Annotated in this window: 14 protein-coding genes; 8 read left to right on the forward strand and 6 right to left on the reverse strand. The window is 66.2% G+C overall.

Annotated elements, in window-relative coordinates; all coding sequences use genetic code 11:
• The first annotated feature begins 118 nt into the window (after positions 1 to 118).
• Complete coding sequence (locus HV766_RS12305) at positions 119 to 2,203, forward strand: DUF4344 domain-containing metallopeptidase (protein ID WP_119450991.1); 2,085 nt, start codon at positions 119 to 121, stop codon at positions 2,201 to 2,203.
• Positions 2,204 to 2,272: 69 nt separating this feature from the next.
• Here HV766_RS12305 and HV766_RS12310 read toward each other — a convergent pair whose 3' ends face one another.
• From HV766_RS12310 to risA, 4 genes are all read right to left on the reverse strand, one after another.
• Positions 2,273 to 2,791, reverse strand: coding sequence for a carboxymuconolactone decarboxylase family protein (locus HV766_RS12310; RefSeq protein WP_042796792.1), 519 nt, complete (start codon positions 2,789 to 2,791; stop codon positions 2,273 to 2,275).
• A gap of 74 nt (positions 2,792 to 2,865) precedes the next feature.
• Positions 2,866 to 3,414 (reverse strand): peroxiredoxin, encoded by a 549-nt coding sequence (locus HV766_RS12315; protein ID WP_006389231.1) that lies wholly within the window; start codon positions 3,412 to 3,414, stop codon positions 2,866 to 2,868.
• A 55-nt stretch (positions 3,415 to 3,469) separates the two neighbouring features.
• Complete coding sequence (risS, locus tag HV766_RS12320) at positions 3,470 to 4,864, reverse strand: sensor histidine kinase RisS (RefSeq protein ID WP_059374934.1); 1,395 nt, start codon at positions 4,862 to 4,864, stop codon at positions 3,470 to 3,472.
• Between the two features lie 34 nt (positions 4,865 to 4,898).
• On the reverse strand, positions 4,899 to 5,633 hold the full coding sequence (gene risA / locus HV766_RS12325; protein ID WP_013392162.1) for a response regulator transcription factor RisA: 735 nt from the start codon (positions 5,631 to 5,633) through the stop codon (positions 4,899 to 4,901).
• Between the two features lie 142 nt (positions 5,634 to 5,775).
• Here risA and tsaB point away from each other — a divergent pair, with 142 nt between their 5' ends.
• Together tsaB and HV766_RS12335 are read left to right on the forward strand one after the other, a co-directional pair.
• The gene (gene tsaB, locus HV766_RS12330) at positions 5,776 to 7,026 is read left to right on the forward strand and encodes a tRNA (adenosine(37)-N6)-threonylcarbamoyltransferase complex dimerization subunit type 1 TsaB (RefSeq protein WP_175181225.1); all 1,251 of its coding nucleotides are present in this window, start codon (positions 5,776 to 5,778) and stop codon (positions 7,024 to 7,026) included.
• Positions 7,023 to 8,006 (forward strand): uracil-DNA glycosylase, encoded by a 984-nt coding sequence (locus HV766_RS12335; protein WP_175164314.1) that lies wholly within the window; start codon positions 7,023 to 7,025, stop codon positions 8,004 to 8,006. The genes tsaB and HV766_RS12335 overlap by 4 nt, the downstream gene beginning before the upstream one ends.
• A 75-nt stretch (positions 8,007 to 8,081) precedes the next feature.
• Here HV766_RS12335 and lplT read toward each other — a convergent pair whose 3' ends face one another.
• A complete protein-coding gene (lplT, locus tag HV766_RS12340; protein WP_054450519.1) occupies positions 8,082 to 9,395 on the reverse strand; it encodes a lysophospholipid transporter LplT in 1,314 nt (437 codons plus the stop codon).
• Positions 9,396 to 9,693: 298 nt separating this feature from the next.
• Here lplT and smc point away from each other — a divergent pair, with 298 nt between their 5' ends.
• From smc to ligA, 3 genes are read left to right on the forward strand one after another with little or no spacing between them, the layout of a single operon-like run.
• Entirely contained in the window at positions 9,694 to 13,227 is a 3,534-nt protein-coding gene (smc, locus tag HV766_RS12345) for a chromosome segregation protein SMC (protein WP_054450521.1), read from the forward strand.
• Positions 13,228 to 13,273: 46 nt separating this feature from the next.
• A complete protein-coding gene (locus HV766_RS12350; protein WP_054450522.1) occupies positions 13,274 to 14,353 on the forward strand; it encodes a cell division protein ZipA C-terminal FtsZ-binding domain-containing protein in 1,080 nt (359 codons plus the stop codon).
• Positions 14,354 to 16,462: an NAD-dependent DNA ligase LigA gene (gene ligA / locus HV766_RS12355; protein WP_054450524.1), complete on the forward strand. Its 2,109-nt coding sequence runs from the start codon at positions 14,354 to 14,356 to the stop codon at positions 16,460 to 16,462.
• A gap of 22 nt (positions 16,463 to 16,484) precedes the next feature.
• Here ligA and HV766_RS12360 read toward each other — a convergent pair whose 3' ends face one another.
• A complete protein-coding gene (locus HV766_RS12360) occupies positions 16,485 to 17,279 on the reverse strand; it encodes an IclR family transcriptional regulator domain-containing protein (RefSeq protein ID WP_082400663.1) in 795 nt (264 codons plus the stop codon).
• 149 nt (positions 17,280 to 17,428) lie between these two features.
• Here HV766_RS12360 and HV766_RS12365 point away from each other — a divergent pair, with 149 nt between their 5' ends.
• Positions 17,429 to 18,409 carry a Bug family tripartite tricarboxylate transporter substrate binding protein gene (locus tag HV766_RS12365; RefSeq protein WP_175181226.1) on the forward strand — a complete coding sequence of 327 codons (981 nt, stop codon included), beginning with the start codon at positions 17,429 to 17,431 and terminating at the stop codon, positions 18,407 to 18,409.
• 21 nt (positions 18,410 to 18,430) lie between these two features.
• Positions 18,431 to 19,579: a M24 family metallopeptidase gene (locus tag HV766_RS12370; protein ID WP_175181227.1), complete on the forward strand. Its 1,149-nt coding sequence runs from the start codon at positions 18,431 to 18,433 to the stop codon at positions 19,577 to 19,579.
• Positions 19,580 to 19,595 lie beyond the last annotated feature (16 nt).

Consider the following 19,595-nt stretch of genomic DNA (forward strand, 5'->3'; position numbering starts at 1 on the left):
GCTTTCGCATATTCTCCGCAATTCATTTGGTTTTGATACATCTTTAACAAATGAATAAGCGGGTCGGATTGATCTGGCATATTCTGCGCTACTTCATTTCGACTACTGAGACATTCGGATGCATTTACGTGGCATCGCCCTGGCTTCCATCTTCGGCGCGGTAAGCCTGCCCGCGCATGCGCAGTACGAGCAGCAGCTCGGCCCGCTGGCCGGCGCGGTCAAGCAGCAGATGCTTGAGGGCTGGACCGCCGGCGTGCAGGATGGATGGTTCACCCTGCACAACGCGAACAAGGCCGACAGCGAACAGACGCTGTACATGAATGTCGGGCCGGCGCCGGAATCGGGCCGGGTGACCGACGTCAATGTGGTCGTCAAGTCGCCGAATCCGAAAGCGTCCATCGGCGTGGCGCTGAGCAACCGCGCCAACAAGAGCCTGTGCCTGCTCGAACTCACGGCCGACAAGAATACGCTGCTGTTCTGTCTGCAGGGGAAGGATCGCCGCGACATCGCTGCGCTGCCCAACGTAGCGAAGCTGGACGGTACCGACCGCATCAGAGTGGTCGAGCTGCCCGGCGCGGCCCGTTTCATCGTCAACGGCCAGCAGATCGGCGATGTCAGCAATGAGCCCGCCACGGGCGCCGAGCTGGGCATCATGGCCTACGACGTAGGCACCTTCGGCGTTGCCGATTTCAAGATCACGATGACCGGCGGCCAATCCGCCGCGGCGCCGGCGGCCGGCACCTTGCCCGCGCGCGGCGGCAACGCAGGCGGGGGCACGGCGCAAAAGCCCCAGGCGCAGGCTCCGGCCGCTGGACAGGGCGGCGGTGACTACAACCCTGCCTTGCCGGGGGAAGGCCCCTATCCGCGCTTTGGCGGCGACACCATGCGCATTGTGTCGGTGTACATCGGCATCATGCGCAGCATCTTCATGCACGAGTTCGGGCACGCCCTGATCGGCGAGCTGGAGCTGCCCTCGACGGGGGCGGAAGAGGACGCGGTCGACATCTATTCGGCGCTGCAGATCGTCGAGCCGACCATGTATCCGTCGGACAACAAGGAAGTGAACACCATGGCGCAGGACGCGGCAAAGTACGCGGCCTTGCAGTGGTACTACAGCGGCAAGGTGGCCGAGCGCAGGGGGGCCGACGCCTCCTCGGCCTGGCAAGACGAGCACACTGGCGACCTGAAGCGTTTTCGCAACATGCTCTGCATCATGTACGGCGGCAACCCCGCCGTGTTCGAGTCCATTGCCAAACACGTCGGGCTGGAGGACCGGACCCGGGCGCGTTGCGCGGATGAATTCAACAAGCAGAACCGCGCCTGGAACAAGATCCTGGCGCCTCACACGCGCGTGGGCACCTGGACGCCCGAAGGCCAGCAGCCGGCGAATGCGCCCGGCGCGCCGGTGAAGGTGGTGTTCCAGCCGTCCAAGCGCAAGATCGGCAACTTGTTTGCGAACAATCTGTCCGAAGCGATCTCGAACAACATCAAGCTGCTGGGCGAACGCTACGTGCTGCCGCGCCCGGTCAACGTGGTGTTCAAGGACTGCGGCCAGCTCAATGCCTGGTACAGCCCGCGCGAAGGCTCGATCACCATGTGCTATGAGCTGATCGAAAACATCGCGGTGATGATTTCCGACATCGAGATGGGTACCGTGGGCGGCGAGGTCGCTCAGGCAGGGGCGGCTCCGGGCTCGGCTGCGCCGCGGCAGCAGCCGGCGCAGCCGGGGCAGGGCCTGCCTGCCAGCGCCATCGACGAGCTGAAGGACTTTGGCGTGCCGGCCACGACCATGCTGTTCACCGCGCCGTACAAGGGGCCGACGCCCAACAAGATCTACCGGGCCCAGGTGATCACGACCGCCGACCTGGTCGGGATGATCAAGAAAGACAAGAATCTCCTCATCGTCGATACCAGCGGGCTGCGCGACACGGTGCCTATCGGCTATCCGCTGACCGATGCGGGTTCGGACGGCAGCGTTACGGATCACCTGCAGCAAGGCTTCGACGCCTGGCTGTTGAAGAACAACGGTGGCGATCGCAAGGCGCCCGTCGTGGTCCTGGGCGCCGGCATGAACGATCGTTCCGCCTACAACGCGGCGCTGCGCGCCGGCACGCTGGGCTGGACCGTGTACTGGTACCGCGGCGGCGTCGAGGCCTGGGTCGCGAACGGCCTGCCCACCACGTCGAGCATGCCGAAGAAATAAACGGTCGGCGACGTAAATAAAAAGCCCGCCTGCGGTTACGCAGGCGGGCTTTTTTTGCCGGACGGAGGCTTACTTGCCTTGGGCAGCCAGCGCCAGGGCGGCAGCGTTGACCACGGCGGCGATGCGGCCGGCATCGCGCAGCTGCTCGGTCGACAGGCCGTCATTCTTCAGGTTTTCGTAGTGCGAAGCCACGCAGAAGTGGCACTTGCCGATGATGGAGGCCACCAGGGCGAACAGCTCGAAGCGCTTCTTTTCCACGCCGCCGTGGGTGGCGTAGGCGTTCATGCGCAACTGGGCCGGCAGGCTCTTCAATTGGGCGTCGCCAGTCATTTCGACGTACGGATACCAGGTGTTGTTCATGCCCATGAGGGCCGAGGCCGTCAGCGCGGCGTTGGCGTCGCCTTCGGACAGGCCGCTCTTGAAGGCTTCGACCAGCACCGGGCTGCGCGCGGCGTAGGCGGCGGACAGCGCGGCGCCGACGGCATCTTCAGGAGCCAGCGTCGAGCGGGCGATCACGGCGTCCAGATTCAGGCGGATATCCTTGGCCCAATCCGGCAGTTGTTCCTTAATGGTCGTAAGAAATTCCATAGCTTTTACCTATAATCTAGAGCAGTTAAAGCCCAGCGCAGGACCCGCAATCGGGTCCCGGGCCGGGCTGGAAATTACAGCGTGGCGCCGCCAACCGTACGGTTGCACGGGCACAGCTCGTCGGTTTGCAGACCGTCGAGCAGACGCAGAACTTCTTCCGGGTTACGGCCGACGTTCAGGTTGTTCACCGAAACGTGCTGGATCGTGTTGTCCGGATCAACGATGAAGGTGGCGCGCAGGGCAACGCCAGCGCCCTTTTCACGCACGCCCAGCTGGTCGATCAGAGCGCCGGTGGTGTCGCCGAACTGGTAGTGACCCAGCTTGTTGAGGTCCGGGTGCTCACGGCGCCATGCCAGCTTGACGAATTCGTTGTCGCTCGAGCCGCCCAGCAGGACGGCGTCGCGGTCTTCGAAATCCTTGGCCAGCTTGTTGAAGCCGACGATTTCGGTCGGGCAAACAAACGTGAAGTCTTTCGGGTAGAAGTAGATGACCTTCCACTTGCCGGGGAACGAGCTTTCGGTGATGTCTTCAAACGCCGACACGCCGTTTTCTTCGTGCTGGTTGAAGCCGGGCTTGACGCCGGTGACCTTGAAGGGTTCGAGTTTGTCGCCAACAGTTTTCATGTTTACTCCCAGTTGTTGGTGGAATTAAGGCTGCGCCTCAAACCTTAATTCTACGCTATGGATTCTCGTTGTCTAATTGATAATTCCTAAACTTTGCTTTGGGCAACTCTATCCTTGCGGTCAGGCCGCCGCCCTCGCGCGGCAGCATGCGCAACGAGCCGCCGACATGCTTGAGCAGGCGTTCGACGATGGCCAGGCCCAGCCCCGCGCCGCTGACGCCAGTGCGCGCGGCTTCGCCGCGCGAGAACGGCCGCAACAGGCGGTCGACGTCTTCCGGCGCGATGCCGGGACCGCGGTCGGACACCTCGATCACGATCATGGAGCCTTCAGCTTGCAGTGTCATGACGAGATGCGCCATGCCATCGGCCGAACGGCCGTAGCGGCGGGCGTTCTCGATCAGGTTGCTGACGATGCGCTTGAGGTCGAGCGCCGTGATGCGGGCGCGCAGGCCAGGCTCCAGCGTGGCGTCCAGCTCCCCGCCCAGGGATGCGGTATGGCTGCGTTCGCGTTCGTAGAGCTCGGCCAGCACCGCGGAGATGTCCGTGGCCAGCTGCGGCAACGTGCCGGCGGGACGCGCGTACTCCATCAACTGGCCGATACTGTGGTCGATCTGGCCCAGGTCTTCGTCGATGGCCTGGCGGGCGTCCTCGGATACGCCGCTCAACTCGATCTCCAGCCGCATGCGCGCAAGCGGCGTGCGCAGGTCGTGCGAGATACCCGCCAGCATCAGCTCGCGGTCGGCCTCCGCCTGTCTGAGGTCCTTGGCCATGCGGTTGAACGAGGCGTTCAGGTCGCGGATTTCCAGTGGTCCCTGCTCGGGCAGGGCGGCGGGGGTTTCGCCCCGCGACAGCACCTGGGCGGCCCGGGCCAGCCGCGACAGCGGCCGGTTGACGAAGCCCACGCTGACTGCGGCGCCTACCAACGACAGCAATAGCGCCGTGGCGCCCCAGCCCAGCCATTCGATCCCGCCCGTCAGGCCGATCTGCTCGCGCTCGAACACCAGCCAATACAGGTCTTTTTCTATCTGGAAGCTGACCCAGAAGCCGGGTACCTGGTTGACGCCCCAGGCAATCTGCGTTTCCGGGCCGAAGCGCGTGCGGATGTGCTGGGCAACGCGTTGCCAGTAATCGTCGTCCGGGAGGGCTTCGGCGAAGTCGGTGACTTCGCGCGGATAGACCTGGATGCCTTCGTTGGTGGCCAGATCCAGCAGCAGCTTGCTGCGCTCGTCGTTATGCGAGTAGATCAGCGCGGTGCGCGTGATATTGACGGCCGTGATCACCCGCTGCGCCATTTGATTGGCGCGCGGTCCCAGCTCCATGCTGAAGAATACTTGTAGCCACGCGCCCAGGCTGACGAGCATCAGCGCGGCGAGCAACAGGAACGTGCGGCCGAACAAGCCGAGCCGCAAACGTGATGTCAGGTTCCTGAAGGTTCTGCGCAAGCGGGGCACGAGGCTGCGCTCCTGCCCGGGGCGGGCGAGTCGGTCAGCTACCACCGTCCGGCACAAACACGTATCCGAGACCCCAGACGGTCTGGATGAATACGGGCTTGGACGGATTCGGTTCGATCAGCTTGCGCAGGCGCGAGATCTGCACGTCCAGGCTGCGATCGAAGGCTTCGTATTCGCGGCCGCGCGCCAGTTCCATGAGCTTGTCGCGCGACAGCGGGATCTTGGGGTGGCGTGCGAACACCTTCAGCACCGAGAATTCGCCGGTGGTGATGGGCACCTGTTCGCCGTTGCGCGTGAGCGTGCGGGTGGACAGGTTCAGCGTGTAGGGGCCGAAGGCGATGGACTCGTTTTCCTGGCTGGGGGCGCCGGGATGTTCCTCGGTGCCGCGGCGGCGCAGGATCGCGTTGATACGCGCCAGCAGTTCCCGGGGGTTGAACGGCTTGGACAGGTAGTCGTCCGCGCCCATTTCCAGGCCGACGATGCGGTCGATTTCTTCCGCCTTGGCCGTCAGCATGATGATGGGGGTATTGTCGTGACCACCGCGCAGCCGGCGACAGATGGACAGGCCATCTTCTCCAGGCAGCATCAGATCCAGCACGAGCAGGTCGAAATGCTCGCGTTGCCAGAGTTTGCCCATCTCTTTGGCGTCTTCGGCAACGAAAACGTTGAATCCCTGCTCGGATAAGTACCGACGCAGCAAATCGCGCAAGCGCGGATCATCGTCGACGACGAGGATTTTTCGGGTGGGGGTGGTGTTTTGCGTATTCATGGCCGGAAATGTAACAGTGGCAAGAACCAGCGGCTAGTGGGCGTTCACAAGATATTACACATTGCGAACCATGGTTGAAATCCCCCTCGCATCCCCCTGATAACCGGGGGCGGAGTCGCGGTATTTCGTACAATCTGCATCTATGGAACTAAACCTGCTGGCTTTGGAAACTTCTTCGTCCCGTTGCGGCGTGGCCCTGTTGCGGGCGGCCGATGGCCGCCTGGAGGTCAGCGTCAGGGAACACGAGGGTTCCCAGGAGCACGCGGAACGGCTCTTGCCCATGGCCAACGAACTGCTGGCGGCGTTCGGACTGGCGCCAGCCGCCTTGCACGCCGTGGCTTTCGGCCAGGGGCCGGGCGGATTTACCGGCCTGCGGGTGGCCTGCGGAGTGGCGCAAGGCATGGGCCTCGGCCTGGGCATCCCCGTACTTCCCATTGTCTCTCATCAGGCGGTCGCCGCACAGGTGGAGGCCACGCCGGCGGACGCGATCGTGGTGGCGCTGGACGCCCGCATGAATGAGGTCTATCTGGCCGTCTACCGCCAGACGGACGTTTCAGATGGCGAAATCTCTTGGGAAGTCCTGCAGGCGCCGTTGCTGATCGCGGCGGCTGAAGTGGTGCCATGGACCGCCCATCACCTGCCGGCATGGTCGGCGCGCGCGGGCCGGCCGCTGGAACCTGTATTGGCCGGCGATGCCTGGGACGCCTACGCGTCCGAAATGGAATATCCCGGCGCCTGGCGCCGCGCCGACGCCAGGCGTCCGGAAGCGGCCAGCGTTGCCCGTTTGGGCCGGCAGGGCTGGCTGCGGGGCGAAGCCGTGGCGCCCGAGTTGGCCGCGCCGCTGTACGTGCGCGACAAGGTGGCGTTCACCACTGCCGAGCGCATGCGGGGCGAGGGCGGCAATCCGAAAGCCCAGCCTTCGCTGGTTCCCGCGGTGCCTCAACCGATGACCGACGCCGACCTGGACGAGGTCGTGGCGTTGGAAGCGCACGTGCAGGCCTTCCCCTGGACCCGTGGCAATTTCGCGGACGCCCTGGCGGCAGGCTACGGCGCCTGGGCGCTGAGGCGCGAGGGCAAGCTGGCGGGGTTCTGCGTGCTCATGTTCGCGCCCGACGTGGCGCACCTGCTGGTGATCGCGGTCGCCAAGCCGCTGCACCGCCAGGGCCTGGGCGGCGTGCTGCTGGACTGGTGCGAGCAGCAGGCGCGTGAGCGCGGCATGGAGGGCGTGCTGCTGGAAGTGCGCCCGTCCAACGAGTCGGCCGTCAGCTTCTACAAACGGCACGGATATCTGCAGATCGGCGTGCGCCGGGGCTATTACCCGGCCGAGAAAGGCGGCAGGGAAGATGCCCTGGTCATGCAGAAGCGCTTTGCGGCGGATGGAGCGGCGGCATGAGCCAGCCCAACATAGCGCCGCCGCCGGCCGCGCCCCGGGTCAATCCGCTGCAGCGCATCTGGCTGCGCGAGATCGGCATGGAGCGGCTGTGGCTGCGTCCAGCCCCTGCGCCCGGCAAACCGGCGGCCGAGGCGCAAGCCCTTGTTTCCAAGCCGGTTTTGCCGGCTGCGGCCCAGGATCCCGTCGCCGAGGCGCCGCTTGCGCCGCAGCCTGTCGCTCCGGTCGCGGCGGTCCCGGCGGTCCCGGCGCGCGAGGCATCACCCGCCGCCGCGGCGGCTCCTGCGGAACCCGCTCCCGGCCGCCCCGGCATACCGACGTCGATCCTGAACCGCAAAGGCCCGCCGCCGCCGCCGGCTCCCAAGGCCGAGGCCGAGGCGGCGCCTCCGCCGCCCGTGCCTGTGGCAGAAGCGATCCGGAATTCCACTCTGGAAGAAATGCACGACCAGGTCGTGGCCTGTTCCGCCTGCGGCCTGTGCAAGGGCCGCCGCAACGCGGTGTTCGGCCACGGCGGCCAACCTACGCGCTGGCTGGTGGTGGGCGAGGCGCCTGGCGAGCAAGAGGACCGGCAGGGGCAGCCCTTCGTGGGCCGCTCGGGCCAGTTGCTGGACGCCATGCTGTCGTCGGTGTCCATGAGCCGCGAGCGCGATGTGTTCATCACCAACGTCATCAAGTGCCGGCCGCCCGGCAATCGCAATCCCAAGCCTGAGGAAATCGCGGCTTGCAGTCCGTACCTGATGCGCCAGATTGCGCTGCTCAAGCCGGAGCGGATCCTGGTGCTGGGTCGTTTCGCGGCCCAGACGCTGCTGGGCACGGACGCCACGATCGGCAGCCTGCGCGGCCGCGTTCACCAGTTGAAGACGGATGAAGGGCGGGAGATTCCGGTAATCGTCAGCTACCACCCCGCCTATCTGTTGCGCAGTCCCAGCGAGAAGGCGCGCGCCTGGCAGGACCTGCGCCTGGCCGTGGCGCAATTGGCCTGAGCCTGGCTCCGCTATCTTTGGGCAAACAAAAACCGGGCGTCAGCCCGGTTTTTTCATTGCAGCGGAATCGCGCGCCTAGTGCGTGGAGTCCAGCGCGCGCCCATGGCCTTCCTGGCCGATCTGGTCGTGCAGTTCCGGGTTGGCCTGCAGGTTGCGCTTGCTCCAGCGCATGAAGACCACCATCAGCACGGCGACAACGGTGCCGAAGATCACGATGATGATGTTGATGGGCAGCTGCAGCCACAGCAGCAGCGTGTACATGGCGACCATCAGCAGGATGTTGAGCTGTTCGTTGAAGTTCTGCACGGCGATGGAGTGGCCGGCCGACAGCAGCACGTGGCCGCGGTGCTGCAGCAGCGCGTTCATCGGCACCACGAAGAAACCGGCCAGGCCGCCCGTGATCAGCAGCAGCAGGTAGACGCTCCAGGGCGAGTAGACCAGCGGCATCAGCAGCACGACTAGGCCCATGGCGGCGCCGACCGGCAACACGGCCAGCGCGCGGCGCAGCGGAATGCGGCCGGCCAGGATGGAGCCGACGACGGTGCCCAGCGCGGCCACGCCCATCAGCATCGAGGCCTTGTCCAGCTGGTATCCGAGATGGCTGCGGCCCCATTCGATGACGATCAACTGCAGCGTGGCGCCCGCGCCCCAGAACAGGGTGGTGACGGCCAGCGAGATCTGGCCCAGCTTGTCTTTCCAGAGCACACAGACATAGCCCCAGAAGGTGCGGATGAGCCGTACCGGGTTCTTTTGTTGCGGCGGGTAGCGCACGTGGGTGTGCGGAATCAGCAGGTTGCACAGCGCCGCCAGCAGGTACACGAAGGCGATGACCAGGATCGCGGCTTCGGCCGGGGTGTGGACCAGCTTGCCGATGAAGGAATGGCTGAGCAGGGCGGTGGAAACCGAGGACGAGATCAGCAGGCCGCCCAGCACCGTACCCAGGATGATGGAAAAGACCGTCAGGCCCTCGATCCAGCTGTTGCCCTTGACCAGCATGGCCGGGGGCAGCATTTCCGTGACGATGCCGTACTTGGCGGGAGAGTAGGCCGCGGCGCCGATGCCGACGATGCCGTAGGCCGCGCAGACCAGGTAGGTCTGGTATTCGGGGGCGACGCCGATGCTGGCATACGAGAACATCAGCATGCAGCCGGTCACTTTCAGGGCATTGGTGGAGAACATCACGCGGCCCTTGGGGAAGGAGTCCGCCAGTGCCCCGACAAAGGCGGCCAGCACGACATAAGCCAGCGCAAACGACCACTTCATCATGGGCGCCATCCAGTCCGGCCCATGCAGTTCCTGTATCAAGGCGATGGCTGCGATGAACAGCGCGTTGTCCGCCAATGACGAGAAGGCCTGCGCGGCCATGACCAGATAGAAACCACGTTTCAAGAATGTCCCCGTTCTCAGGCCTGGCCCCGGCCAGTCCGCGTGAAAATTTATGTGTCGTGCAAAAAAGTGTCAGGGAGTATAGCCGGACCCCAGACGGCGGCCATTGAGCGTTTGCCCGCGGATTGACCGCCGGCAAGCCTCAGGGACAACACGCCTTGACCCTTGCTGACGTTTGGGGACAGACTGCCTGCGGTATCATACGACCCATATGTGCGCCGGCCCTCCAGGGGCCGGTTTGCAATCTGTGCGGCAGGTCCGTTAACGCCTTTCGTTCAACCCACCCCGTCGTCATCGTACTGTGCGTCTTACTCAGCTAAAACTCGCCGGCTTCAAGTCCTTCGTCGATCCCACCGTGATTCCCGTGCCCAGCCAACTGGTGGGCGTGGTGGGTCCCAATGGCTGCGGAAAATCGAACATCATTGACGCCGTGCGCTGGGTGCTGGGCGAGGCCAAGGCCTCGGAACTGCGCGGCGAGTCCATGCAGGACGTCATTTTCAACGGCTCCGGCAACCGCAAGCCCGCGGCGCGGGCCTCGGTGGAAATGGTGTTCGACAACAGCGAGGGGCGCGCCGCCGGCCAGTGGAGCACCTACGCGGAAATCGCCGTGCGCCGGGTGCTGACCCGCGATGGCACCAGCAGCTACTTCGTCAACAACCAGCAGGTCCGCCGCCGCGACATCCACGACATCTTCCTGGGCACCGGCCTGGGTGCTCGCGGCTACGCCATCATTGGCCAGGGCATGATCAACCGCCTGATCGAGGCGCGCCCCGAAGAACTGCGGGTGTTCCTGGAAGAGGCGGCAGGGGTGTCGCGCTACAAGGAACGGCGTCGCGAGACCGAGAATCGCCTGTCCGACACGCGCGAAAACCTGACCCGCGTCGAAGACATCCTGCGCGAACTCAACAATCAGCTGGAAAAGCTGGAAGCGCAGGCCGAAGTGGCCACGCGCTACCGCGAACTCCAGGCTGACGGCGAAAAGAAGCAGCATGCGCTGTGGTTCCTGAAGGAAACCGGCGCGCGCGAAGAGCGCGCCAAGAAAGCCCAGGAGATGGCCCAGGCCCAGAATGAACTGGAAGCCGCCATCGCCGGCCTGCGGGCGGGCGAAGCTGCGCTGGAATCCCGCCGCCAGGCCCACTACGCCGCCAGCGACGCCGTGCACACCGCCCAGGGCGGGCTGTACGAAGCCAATGCGCAGGTCAGCCGCCTGGAAGCCGAAATCCGTCACGTGGTGGATTCCCGCAACCGCCTGCAGGCGCGTCGCGATCAGCTGCAGCAGCAGATCGGCGAGTGGACCGCCCAGCGCGAGCATTGCACCGAACAGATCGCCCAGGCCGAGGAAGACCTGGCCGCCGGCGCCGCCCGCACCGAAGAGGCGCGCGCCAAGGCCGAGGACGCCCAGGCCGCGCTGCCGGCCGTGGAGCAGCGCGTGCGCGAAGCCGCCTCGGGGCGCGACGAGATGCGCGCCGCGCTGGCCCGCGTCGAGCAGAATCTTGCCCTGGTGGCCCAGTCGCAGCGCGACGCGGACCGCCAGATGCAGGCCCTGGACCAGCGCCGCGAGCGCCTGCAACAGGAACTGCGCGAACTGCACAGTCCCGATCCGGTGCGCCTGGAGCAACTGGCTGGCGACCGAGCCGCCGGCGAAGACCAGCTCGAGGAGGCCCAGGAAGAGCTGGCCACCCTGGAAGGCCGCGTGCCCGAAGCGGACGCCGAGCGCAGCCGCGCCCAGGCCGCCGCCCAGACCGACGTGCAGAACCTGGCGCGCCTGGAAGCCCGCCTGTCGGCCCTCGTGAAGCTGCAGGAAGACGTGCAGAAGCAGGGGGCGCTGGAACCCTGGCTGGCCAAGCATGAACTGGCCGGGTTGTCGCGCCTGTGGCAGAAGCTGCACATCGAACCCGGCTGGGAAACCGCCCTGGAAGCCGCCCTGCGCGAGCGCATGGCTTCCATGGAAGTACGCAACCTGGATTGGGCCCGCGCCTTCGCCGAAGATGCGCCGCCGGCCCGGCTGGCTTTCTACCAGTTGCCCGCCGCGGCGCCGACGCCCGCCGCGCCCGCCGGCCTGACGTCGCTGGCCAGCCTGCTGCGCATAACCGATCCCGACCTGCGCACGCTGCTGAATGAGTGGCTGGGCGGCATCTACACGGCTACCGACGTGACCCAGGCGCTGGCCATGCGCGCCAGCCTGCCCGCGGGCGGCGCCTGCGTGGTCAAGGCCGGCCATCTGGTCGACGCCCACAGCGTGCGTTTCTACGCGCCGGATTCCGAGCAGGCCGGCCTGTTGGCGCGCCAGCAGGAAATCGAGAACCTGCAACGCGAGATCAAGGCCCAGCAACTGATCGCCGACCAGGCGCGCGCCGCGGTCGCCCGCGCCGAAGCCGCCTGGCAGCAAGTGTCCCAGGCCATCGCCCCGGCGCGCCAGCGGGTGGCCGAGGTCACGCGCCGGGTGCACGACATCCAACTGGAACACTCGCGCCTGCAGCAGCAGGCCGAACAGTCCGGCGAGCGCGCCTCGCGTCTGCGCCAGGACCTGGAAGAGATCAAGGTCCAGGAAGAAGACTTGCGCGCCACCCGCGAAGAGGCGGAAGCCCGCTTCGAGGCGCTGGACGAAGAGCTGGCCGAACACCAATCCCGTTTCGCCGACGCCGAGATCGACGGTGAAACCCTGGCGGCGCAGGCCGAAGCAGCCCGCGCCGGCCTGCGCGAACTGGAACGCGCCGCCCAGGAAGCCGAATTCGCCGAGCGCGGCATCCAGGTGCGTATCACCGATCTGCAGCGCAACCAGCAATTGGCGGCCGACCAAAGCCAGCGCGGCAGCGTCGAGCTGGAACAGCTGCTGGTGGACCTGGCCGAGCTGGACGCCTCGGCGTCCCAGGCTGGCTTGCAGGACGCCCTGGAAGCGCGCGCCGAGCGCGAGGAAGCGCTGTCGCGCGCCCGCCAGGAACTGGAAAATCTGGCGGCCCTGCTGCGCGGCGCGGACGAAGACCGCCTGCAGCAGGAGCAGACGCTGGAGCCGCGGCGCGCTCGCATCATGGAACTGCAGCTGCAGGAACAGGCCGCGCGCCTGGCTGAAGAGCAGTTCACCGAACAGCTGAACGCGCGCGAGGTCGACCGCGAGGCGCTGGCCCAGGATCTGGCCAATCAGCCCGACGAATGGCGCCGCGCCAGCTGGCTGCAGTCCGAAGTCAGCCGTATTTCACGCCAGATCGAAGCCCTGGGCTCGGTCAACCTGGCGGCGCTGGACGAATTGAATACCTCGCGCGAGCGCAAGGGCTTCCTCGATTCGCAGCATCAGGACCTGATGACCGCCATCGAGACCCTCGAGGACGCCATCCGCAAGATCGACCGCGAAACCCGCGAGCTGCTGCAAGAGACCTTCAACGTCGTCAACGGCCACTTCGGCGAGCTGTTCCCCAAGCTGTTCGGCGGCGGCGAGGCCAAGCTGACCATGACGGGCGAGGAAATCCTCGATGCCGGCGTGCAGGTCATGGCTCAGCCTCCAGGCAAGCGCAACAGCACCATCCACCTGCTGTCCGGCGGCGAAAAGGCCCTGACCGCGACCGCCCTGGTGTTCGCGCTGTTCAAGCTCAACCCCGCGCCGTTCTGCCTGCTGGACGAGGTGGACGCGCCGCTGGACGACGCCAACACCGAACGCTATGCGAACCTGGTCGCCAACATGAGCGAGCAGACCCAGTTCCTGTTCATCTCGCACAACAAGATCGCGATGCAGATGGCCAAGCAACTGATCGGTGTAACCATGCAAGAGCAAGGGGTTTCGCGTATCGTTGCGGTAGACATAGACTCGGCCGTCCAGATGATGGCCTCCGAAGCGGCATAAACCCAATATTCAGAAGGGCGTCGGGGTTTCGGCGCGGGATTGATACATGAGTGATTTGCAGATCGGGCTGATAGCCCTGGGCGTATTGCTGATACTGCTGGTGCTGGGATTCAACTGGTGGCAGGACCGGCGCGTCCGGCGCAAGATGCAGACCCATTTCCCCTCCACCGAGCAGGATCCGCTGTTGGGGGCGGGCGCGGCAGCCGGCGCGTCTGCAACCGCGGGCGCAGCGGCGGCGCGCCGTGAGCCTGGCATGGGCGGCGAGAGCGCCCGTGCCCAGCCCGGTCAGCCGGCCCCGGTCGATGCCGGCAGCGATGCCGACGATACCGAAGAACCCGATCCCGCTTGCGAGGTGGTCATCGAGATCAACTTCGCCGACGCCGTGCGCGGCGCCGATTTGCTGCCCTACATGCAAAGCCTGCGCCACGTGGGCCGCAAGCCCATGCGCGTGTTCGCCGAAACCGATCAGCGCCGCCACCGCGCGCGCGTCCACGCCGGCGAATCCTACGCCTCCATGCAGCTGGCCGTGCTGCTGGCCAATCGCAGCGGCCCGCTGACCGCCATCGAATGGTCGCAGGCCTGGGCTCGCGCCCAGGACATGGCCGAGCGTTTCGACGCCACCATCGAAGGTCCGGACCAGCAGGCCGTACTGGAGCAGGGCGCCCGATTGGACGACACCTGCGCCGCCCTGGATACCCAGGTCGGCCTGACCCTGCTGCTGGGCGCCGCCCAGCCCGCCGCCGAGGTCCTGTCCGTGGCGCGCGACATGGGCTTCGTTGCCGACGGCAGCCGCCTGGCCTGGCTGGCGGAAAACGGCGTAGCCCGTTTCACGCTGGCGCGCGGCGACGGTGCGGCATTCGATGCCGGCATGGGCGGCATCGAACGTCTGTACCTGCTACTGGACGTGCCTTGCAGCCCGGCGGACGAGCGCGCTTTCGGCCGCATGGTCGATGTGGGCCGCGACCTGGCCGCTCGCCTGCGCGCGGACCTGGTGGACGACCAGGGCAAGCCGCTGGCCGATGGTTCGGAAACGGTCATCGACGAGCGTCTACAGGTGCTGTTCGGCCAGCTCGAACAAGCGGGCCTGCCCGCTGGCAGCGAGCGCGCCCTAAGGGTGTTTGCATAAATGAGCGGCGCGACTGGCGGTGAAAACGCGGCGCAGGCCGCGGCGCGCTTGCGCGCCGAAATCGAACAGCACAACGTCCGCTACTACGTCTACGACGATCCGTCGATCTCGGACGCCGAGTACGACCGGCTGATGCGCGAACTGCAGGCGCTGGAGGCCGAGCATCCGGAGCTGGTGACGCCTGAGTCGCCGACGCAACGCGTGGGCGCGGCGCCTGTTTCGGCCTTTGGCAGCGTGCGCCATGTCGTGCCGATGCTGTCGCTGGGCAACGCCTTCGACGAAGAAGACGTGACCGCCTTCGACCGCCGCGTCACCGACACGCTGCGCGGCGCGGGCCTGCTGGGGCCGGCGCAGCAAGCCGATTACTTCTGCGAGCTCAAGCTGGACGGGCTGGCGATCAGCCTGCGCTACGAGGACGGCCGCCTGGTGCAGGCCGCGACCCGCGGCGACGGCCAGACAGGCGAAGACGTCACCTCCAATATCCGCACGATCAAGGCGATTCCGCTGCAGCTCAAAGGGGCGTACCCCAAGGTGCTGGAAGTCCGCGGCGAAGTCCTGATGAACCGCGCCGACTTCGAAAAACTGAACCAGGCCCAGGCCAAGCGCGACGAAAAAGTCTTCGTCAATCCGCGCAACGCCGCCGCGGGCAGCCTGCGTCAGCTGGATCCGCGCATCACCGCCAAGCGGCCGCTGCGCTTCTTTGCCTATGGCTGGGGCGAGGTCCAGGGCTTGGCGGGCTCCCAGGGAGGGCTGTTCGCCGAAGCCTCGGCGGGGGCGGCCGAAGCCTCGCAATTACCCGAGAAATCCCATGGCGCCATGCTGGACTGGCTGGCCTCGCTGGGCCTGCCGGTCAACGTCAAGCACAATCACCGCGCCAGCGGCGCCGAGGGCCTGATGGCCTTCTACGCCAAGGTTGGCAAACTGCGGCCTGAGCTGCCCTACGACATCGATGGCGTGGTCTACAAGGTGGATTCGCTGCCGGCGCAGAAGGTGCTGGGTTTCGTCGCGCGCGCGCCGCGCTTTGCGCTGGCGCACAAGTTCGCCGCCGAGGAAGCCACCACCACCTTGGTCGATATCGAAGTGCAGGTGGGCCGCACCGGCGCCATCACGCCGGTCGCGCGCCTGAAGCCCGTGTTCGTGGGCGGCGTCACCGTCACCAACGCCACGCTGCACAACGAAGACGAGATCCGCCGCAAGGACGTGCGCATCGGCGACACCGTCATCGTGCGCCGCGCGGGCGACGTGATCCCCGAAGTGCTGGGCCCGGTGCTGGATAAGCGCCCGGATGACGCCCGTGAATTCGTCATGCCCACGGCCTGTCCGGTCTGCGGCTCGGCCATCGAACGCCTGGAAGACGAGACCATCGCGCGCTGCACCGGCGGCCTGTTCTGCGGCGCGCAGCGCAAGCAGACGCTGTGGCACGCCGCCAGCCGCAAGGCGTTGGACATTGAAGGCCTGGGTGAAAAACTGGTGGATCAACTGGTCGACAGCGGCCGGGTCAAGACCCTGGCCGACCTGTACAGCCTGCGTCCGCTCGAATTGGTGGGCCTGGACCGCATGGGCCAGAAGTCCGCCGACAACCTGGTGGCCGCCATCGACAAGGCGCGCGCCCCCGGCTTGAACCGCCTGCTGTACGCGCTGGGCATCCGCCATGTGGGCGAGACCACGGCGCGCGACGTGGCGCGCCATTTCGGCAGCATCGACGCCATCATGGACGCCGATGAAGACGCCTTGTCCTCCGTGCCCGATGTGGGGCCGGTGGTGGCGGCATCGATCCGCCGTTTCTTCGCCGAGCAACACAATCGCGACGTGATCGAACAGCTGAAGTCGCAGGGCGTGAATCCCGTGGCCGAGGCTGCGCCGCAGGCTACGACGCTGGCCGGCAAGACCTTCGTGCTGACAGGCACGCTGCCCAATTGGACGCGCGAAGAAGCCTCGATGCGCATCCAGGCGGCGGGCGGCAAGGTCAGCGGTTCGGTGTCCAAGAAGACGGCCTATCTGGTGGCCGGCGAGGATTCCGGCAGCAAGCTCGCCAAGGCCCAGGAACTGGGCGTGGCGGTGCTGGACGAGGACGGCCTGAAAGCCTTGCTGGGCGAACAGGGCGGCTGAGGCCGCCCGCCCAGGCACAGAATCAGATGGTGCTGCGCGGCATCATGTCGCGGATGGCGGCGGCGGCGCGCTGTAAGGCCGGCAGATGCTGTTGCTTCAATTCGTCGGGCTGGCGGGAGCCCAGCACCATGCTGACGCTCAGGCCCGCCACCGCGCGGCCTTCGTGGTTGTACAGCGGCACGGCCACGCCCGCGAAACCATCCACCAATTCGCTGACCGAAATGCAGTAGCCGTCCTGGCGCACCTGCCGGATCAGCTTGCGCAGGGCGCTGCGCGACACGGTCGTGTAGGGCGTCAGGCGCTTCAGGTCCGCGCTTTCCAGATATGCGTCGAGCGCCTCGTCGTCCAGCGTCGATAGCAGCGTGCGGCCCAGGGAGTGGGCGTAGGCGGGCAGGCGGCTGCCCACCGACAGGTCCAGCTTGAGCAGCTTGGGGCCTTCTTCGCGCGCCAGGAACACGACATGTTGCCGGTCCAGCACGCCCAGCGAGCAGGTTTCCCCTACGGTCTGCGCGACTTCGCGCATGGTCGCGCGAGTCAGTTTGGGCAGGCTTAGCGAAGCGAAATACGCATAACCCAGGTCCATGACCTTGGGCGTGGGCGAGAAATTCCTGCCGTCCTGCCGCACATAGCCCAGTTTTTCCAGCGTCAGCAGAATGCGCCGCGACGCCGCGCGCGTCACGTCCAGTTGTTCCGCGGCCTCCTGCACGGTCACGCTGGCCACGCCCGTGGCGTAGATCTGCAGCAATTGCAGGCCGTTGGCCAGGCTGTCGAGAAACTCCTCTTTCCTTTCTTTCGGTTCCGGCAATGTCGTGTCCATGTATCGGCAGTCTTGTCGTTGGAGGCTCGATTGTAGTTTGACATCCGTGGCAATCTTCATAAAATGCCAATTAGCGAACAATTGTTCGTTAATTAGATGGGTCGGCCAGGGCACCCGCCCGGTACGTCCCGCAACAACGGAGACATGCCATGTGCAGGAGACTATTGCGCGCCTTGGGCGCATGCGCCCTGGCGGCGGGGGCGGCGGCCAGTTCCGTCGCCGGCGCGGCCGAGGCCTATCCCAGCAAACCCATCCGCTTCGTCGTGCCCGCCGCGGCCGGCGGACCTACTGAAATCGTCACCCGGTTGCTGGCCGAACGCATGACGCAGAGCATGGGCGTATCGGTCATCGTCGAGGCCAAGCCCGGGGCGGGCGGCAATATCGGGGCGGACGCCGTGGCCAAGGCGGCGCCGGACGGCTACACGATCCTGATGGGCACGATAGGCACCAACGCCATCAACCAGACCCTGTACAAGTCCATGCCGTTCCAGCCGTTGAAGGACTTCACGGCGGTGACGCAGGTCGTGTCGTATCCGCTGGTGGTGGTGGTCAACCCGAAGCTCCCGATCCACTCGGTGGCAGACCTCATCGCCTATGCCAAGGCCAACCCCGGCAAGCTCAACCGCGCCTCGGGCGGCAGCGGCACGTCCATGCACATGTCGGGCGAACTGTTCAACGAGATGGCCGGCGTGCAGATGCAGCACATCCCGTACAAGGGCAGCCTGCCCGCGCTCACGGACGTGATCGGCGGACAGGCCGACCTGGCCTTCGACAGCCTGGTCATCGCCCAGCCCCTGATCAAGTCCGGCAAGCTGCGCGCAATCGCCGTGACCGGGCCGGAACGTTCCCCAGCCGCACCCGACATCCCCACCGTGGCCGAAACCCTGCCGGGCTATGTCATGACGTCCTGGATCGGCGTATTCGCGCCCGCCGGCACGCCGCGTCCCATCGTCGAACGCCTGCAGCAGGAAATTGCCAAGGCGCTGGCCGATCCCCGCGTGCGCGAACAACTTGTTTCGCAGGCCGCGGATCCGGTGGCCAGCAAGCCCGACGACTTTGCGCGCTTCACAGCCGATGAAACCGAGAAATGGGCGCCTGTCGTCAAGGCTTCCGGCGCATCCGTTTCCTGAATCCCCAAGGAGGAGTGACACATGCAGTCCATCGATTTTCAGGCGCGCCGCAAGCGCGTCGCCCAACGCGCGCGCGAACTCGGCTTCGATGCCTACCTGGGCACCCGCCAGGGCGCGCTGCACTACCTGAGCGGCGCATTCATGCCCTGGCGCGGCGCCGTGCTGGTCACGGCTGACGGCCACTGCGAATTCATCTACTGGGCCATGGACGCCTCGCGAGTGCGGGTGGAAGGCCATGAGATGGAAATGTACGAGTTCGAGTTTTCCGACTTTCCGCAACTGATACGCCAGCGCCTGGAGCATCACGGACTGACGCGTGGCAAGGTGGCGCTGGACCTGTCGCACCCCGGGGCGGCGCAGGTGGCGCCGGGCATGCTGACTGCGGCCGAGTACTTCGACCTCACCAGCCATCTGCCCGACATCCGTTTCGCGAACGGCGTGGACGTGATCGACGACGTCATGCTGATCAAGGACGCTGCCGAGATCGAGCGCCTGCGCCATGCGGCGGAAGTCTCGGACTACGGTTTCGAGCAGGGCATGAATGCGGTGCGGGTCGGAGCGACCGAGAACGAGATCGCCGGCGAAATCGAGCGTGCGATCCGGCAACGAGGCAGCACCTGGTCCTGGGCGGTGACGGGCGGTACCGAAGTCGGGGCCGGCGAGCGCACGGGATTCCTGCGCGGCGTGACCCAGCAGGCGACCGACCGCGCCATCCAGCCGAACGAATTCGTGATCCTGGACCTGCATCCCTTGCTGGACCTCTACATGGCGGATACGGCATTGCCCGTGTTCCTGGGCAAGCCCGACCCGGTCCAGAGCAAGCTGATCGATTGCTGGGAAGAGACCGTGCAGACCATGCTGGCATCGTTGACGCCGGGCCGGCCGATAGCGGAGTGCGCCAGCCGCGGCATTGCCGTGTTCGAAAAGCACGGACTGAGCGAGTTCGGCCTGCCCCTGTTCGGCCATGGCCTGGGCACCTGCGCGCGCACCCGGCCCTTCATCAACCTGCGCAGCCGCGACGTCGTGACGCCCGGCATGGTGGTGGCGTTGGGCACGCACCTGTACCGCCCGGGCGTGGGCGGCATGCGGCTGGAGTATCCGGTGCTGATCGGAGAGCACGGCGCCGAGCCGCTGGTGCGCACCGAGGCCCGCGTGCACCGCCTTCCCTGAACCTCTGCCGGAGCCT

Source organism: Achromobacter aegrifaciens (genome assembly GCF_902859735.1).
Classification (GTDB): Bacteria; Pseudomonadota; Gammaproteobacteria; order Burkholderiales; family Burkholderiaceae_B; genus Achromobacter; species Achromobacter aegrifaciens.

Coding starts and splice junctions, on each gene's coding strand:
- HV766_RS12305 (WP_119450991.1), top strand. CDS start 119: ATGCATTTACGTGGCATCGCCCTGGCTTCCATCTTCGGCGCGGTAAGC.
- HV766_RS12310 (WP_042796792.1), bottom strand. CDS start 2,791: ATGGAATTTCTTACGACCATTAAGGAACAACTGCCGGATTGGGCCAAG.
- HV766_RS12315 (WP_006389231.1), bottom strand. CDS start 3,414: ATGAAAACTGTTGGCGACAAACTCGAACCCTTCAAGGTCACCGGCGTC.
- risA (WP_013392162.1), bottom strand. CDS start 5,633: ATGAATACGCAAAACACCACCCCCACCCGAAAAATCCTCGTCGTCGAC.
- tsaB (WP_175181225.1), top strand. CDS start 5,776: ATGGAACTAAACCTGCTGGCTTTGGAAACTTCTTCGTCCCGTTGCGGC.
- HV766_RS12335 (WP_175164314.1), top strand. CDS start 7,023: ATGAGCCAGCCCAACATAGCGCCGCCGCCGGCCGCGCCCCGGGTCAAT.
- HV766_RS12350 (WP_054450522.1), top strand. CDS start 13,274: ATGAGTGATTTGCAGATCGGGCTGATAGCCCTGGGCGTATTGCTGATA.
- ligA (WP_054450524.1), top strand. CDS start 14,354: ATGAGCGGCGCGACTGGCGGTGAAAACGCGGCGCAGGCCGCGGCGCGC.
- HV766_RS12360 (WP_082400663.1), bottom strand. CDS start 17,279: ATGGACACGACATTGCCGGAACCGAAAGAAAGGAAAGAGGAGTTTCTC.
- HV766_RS12365 (WP_175181226.1), top strand. CDS start 17,429: ATGTGCAGGAGACTATTGCGCGCCTTGGGCGCATGCGCCCTGGCGGCG.
- HV766_RS12370 (WP_175181227.1), top strand. CDS start 18,431: ATGCAGTCCATCGATTTTCAGGCGCGCCGCAAGCGCGTCGCCCAACGC.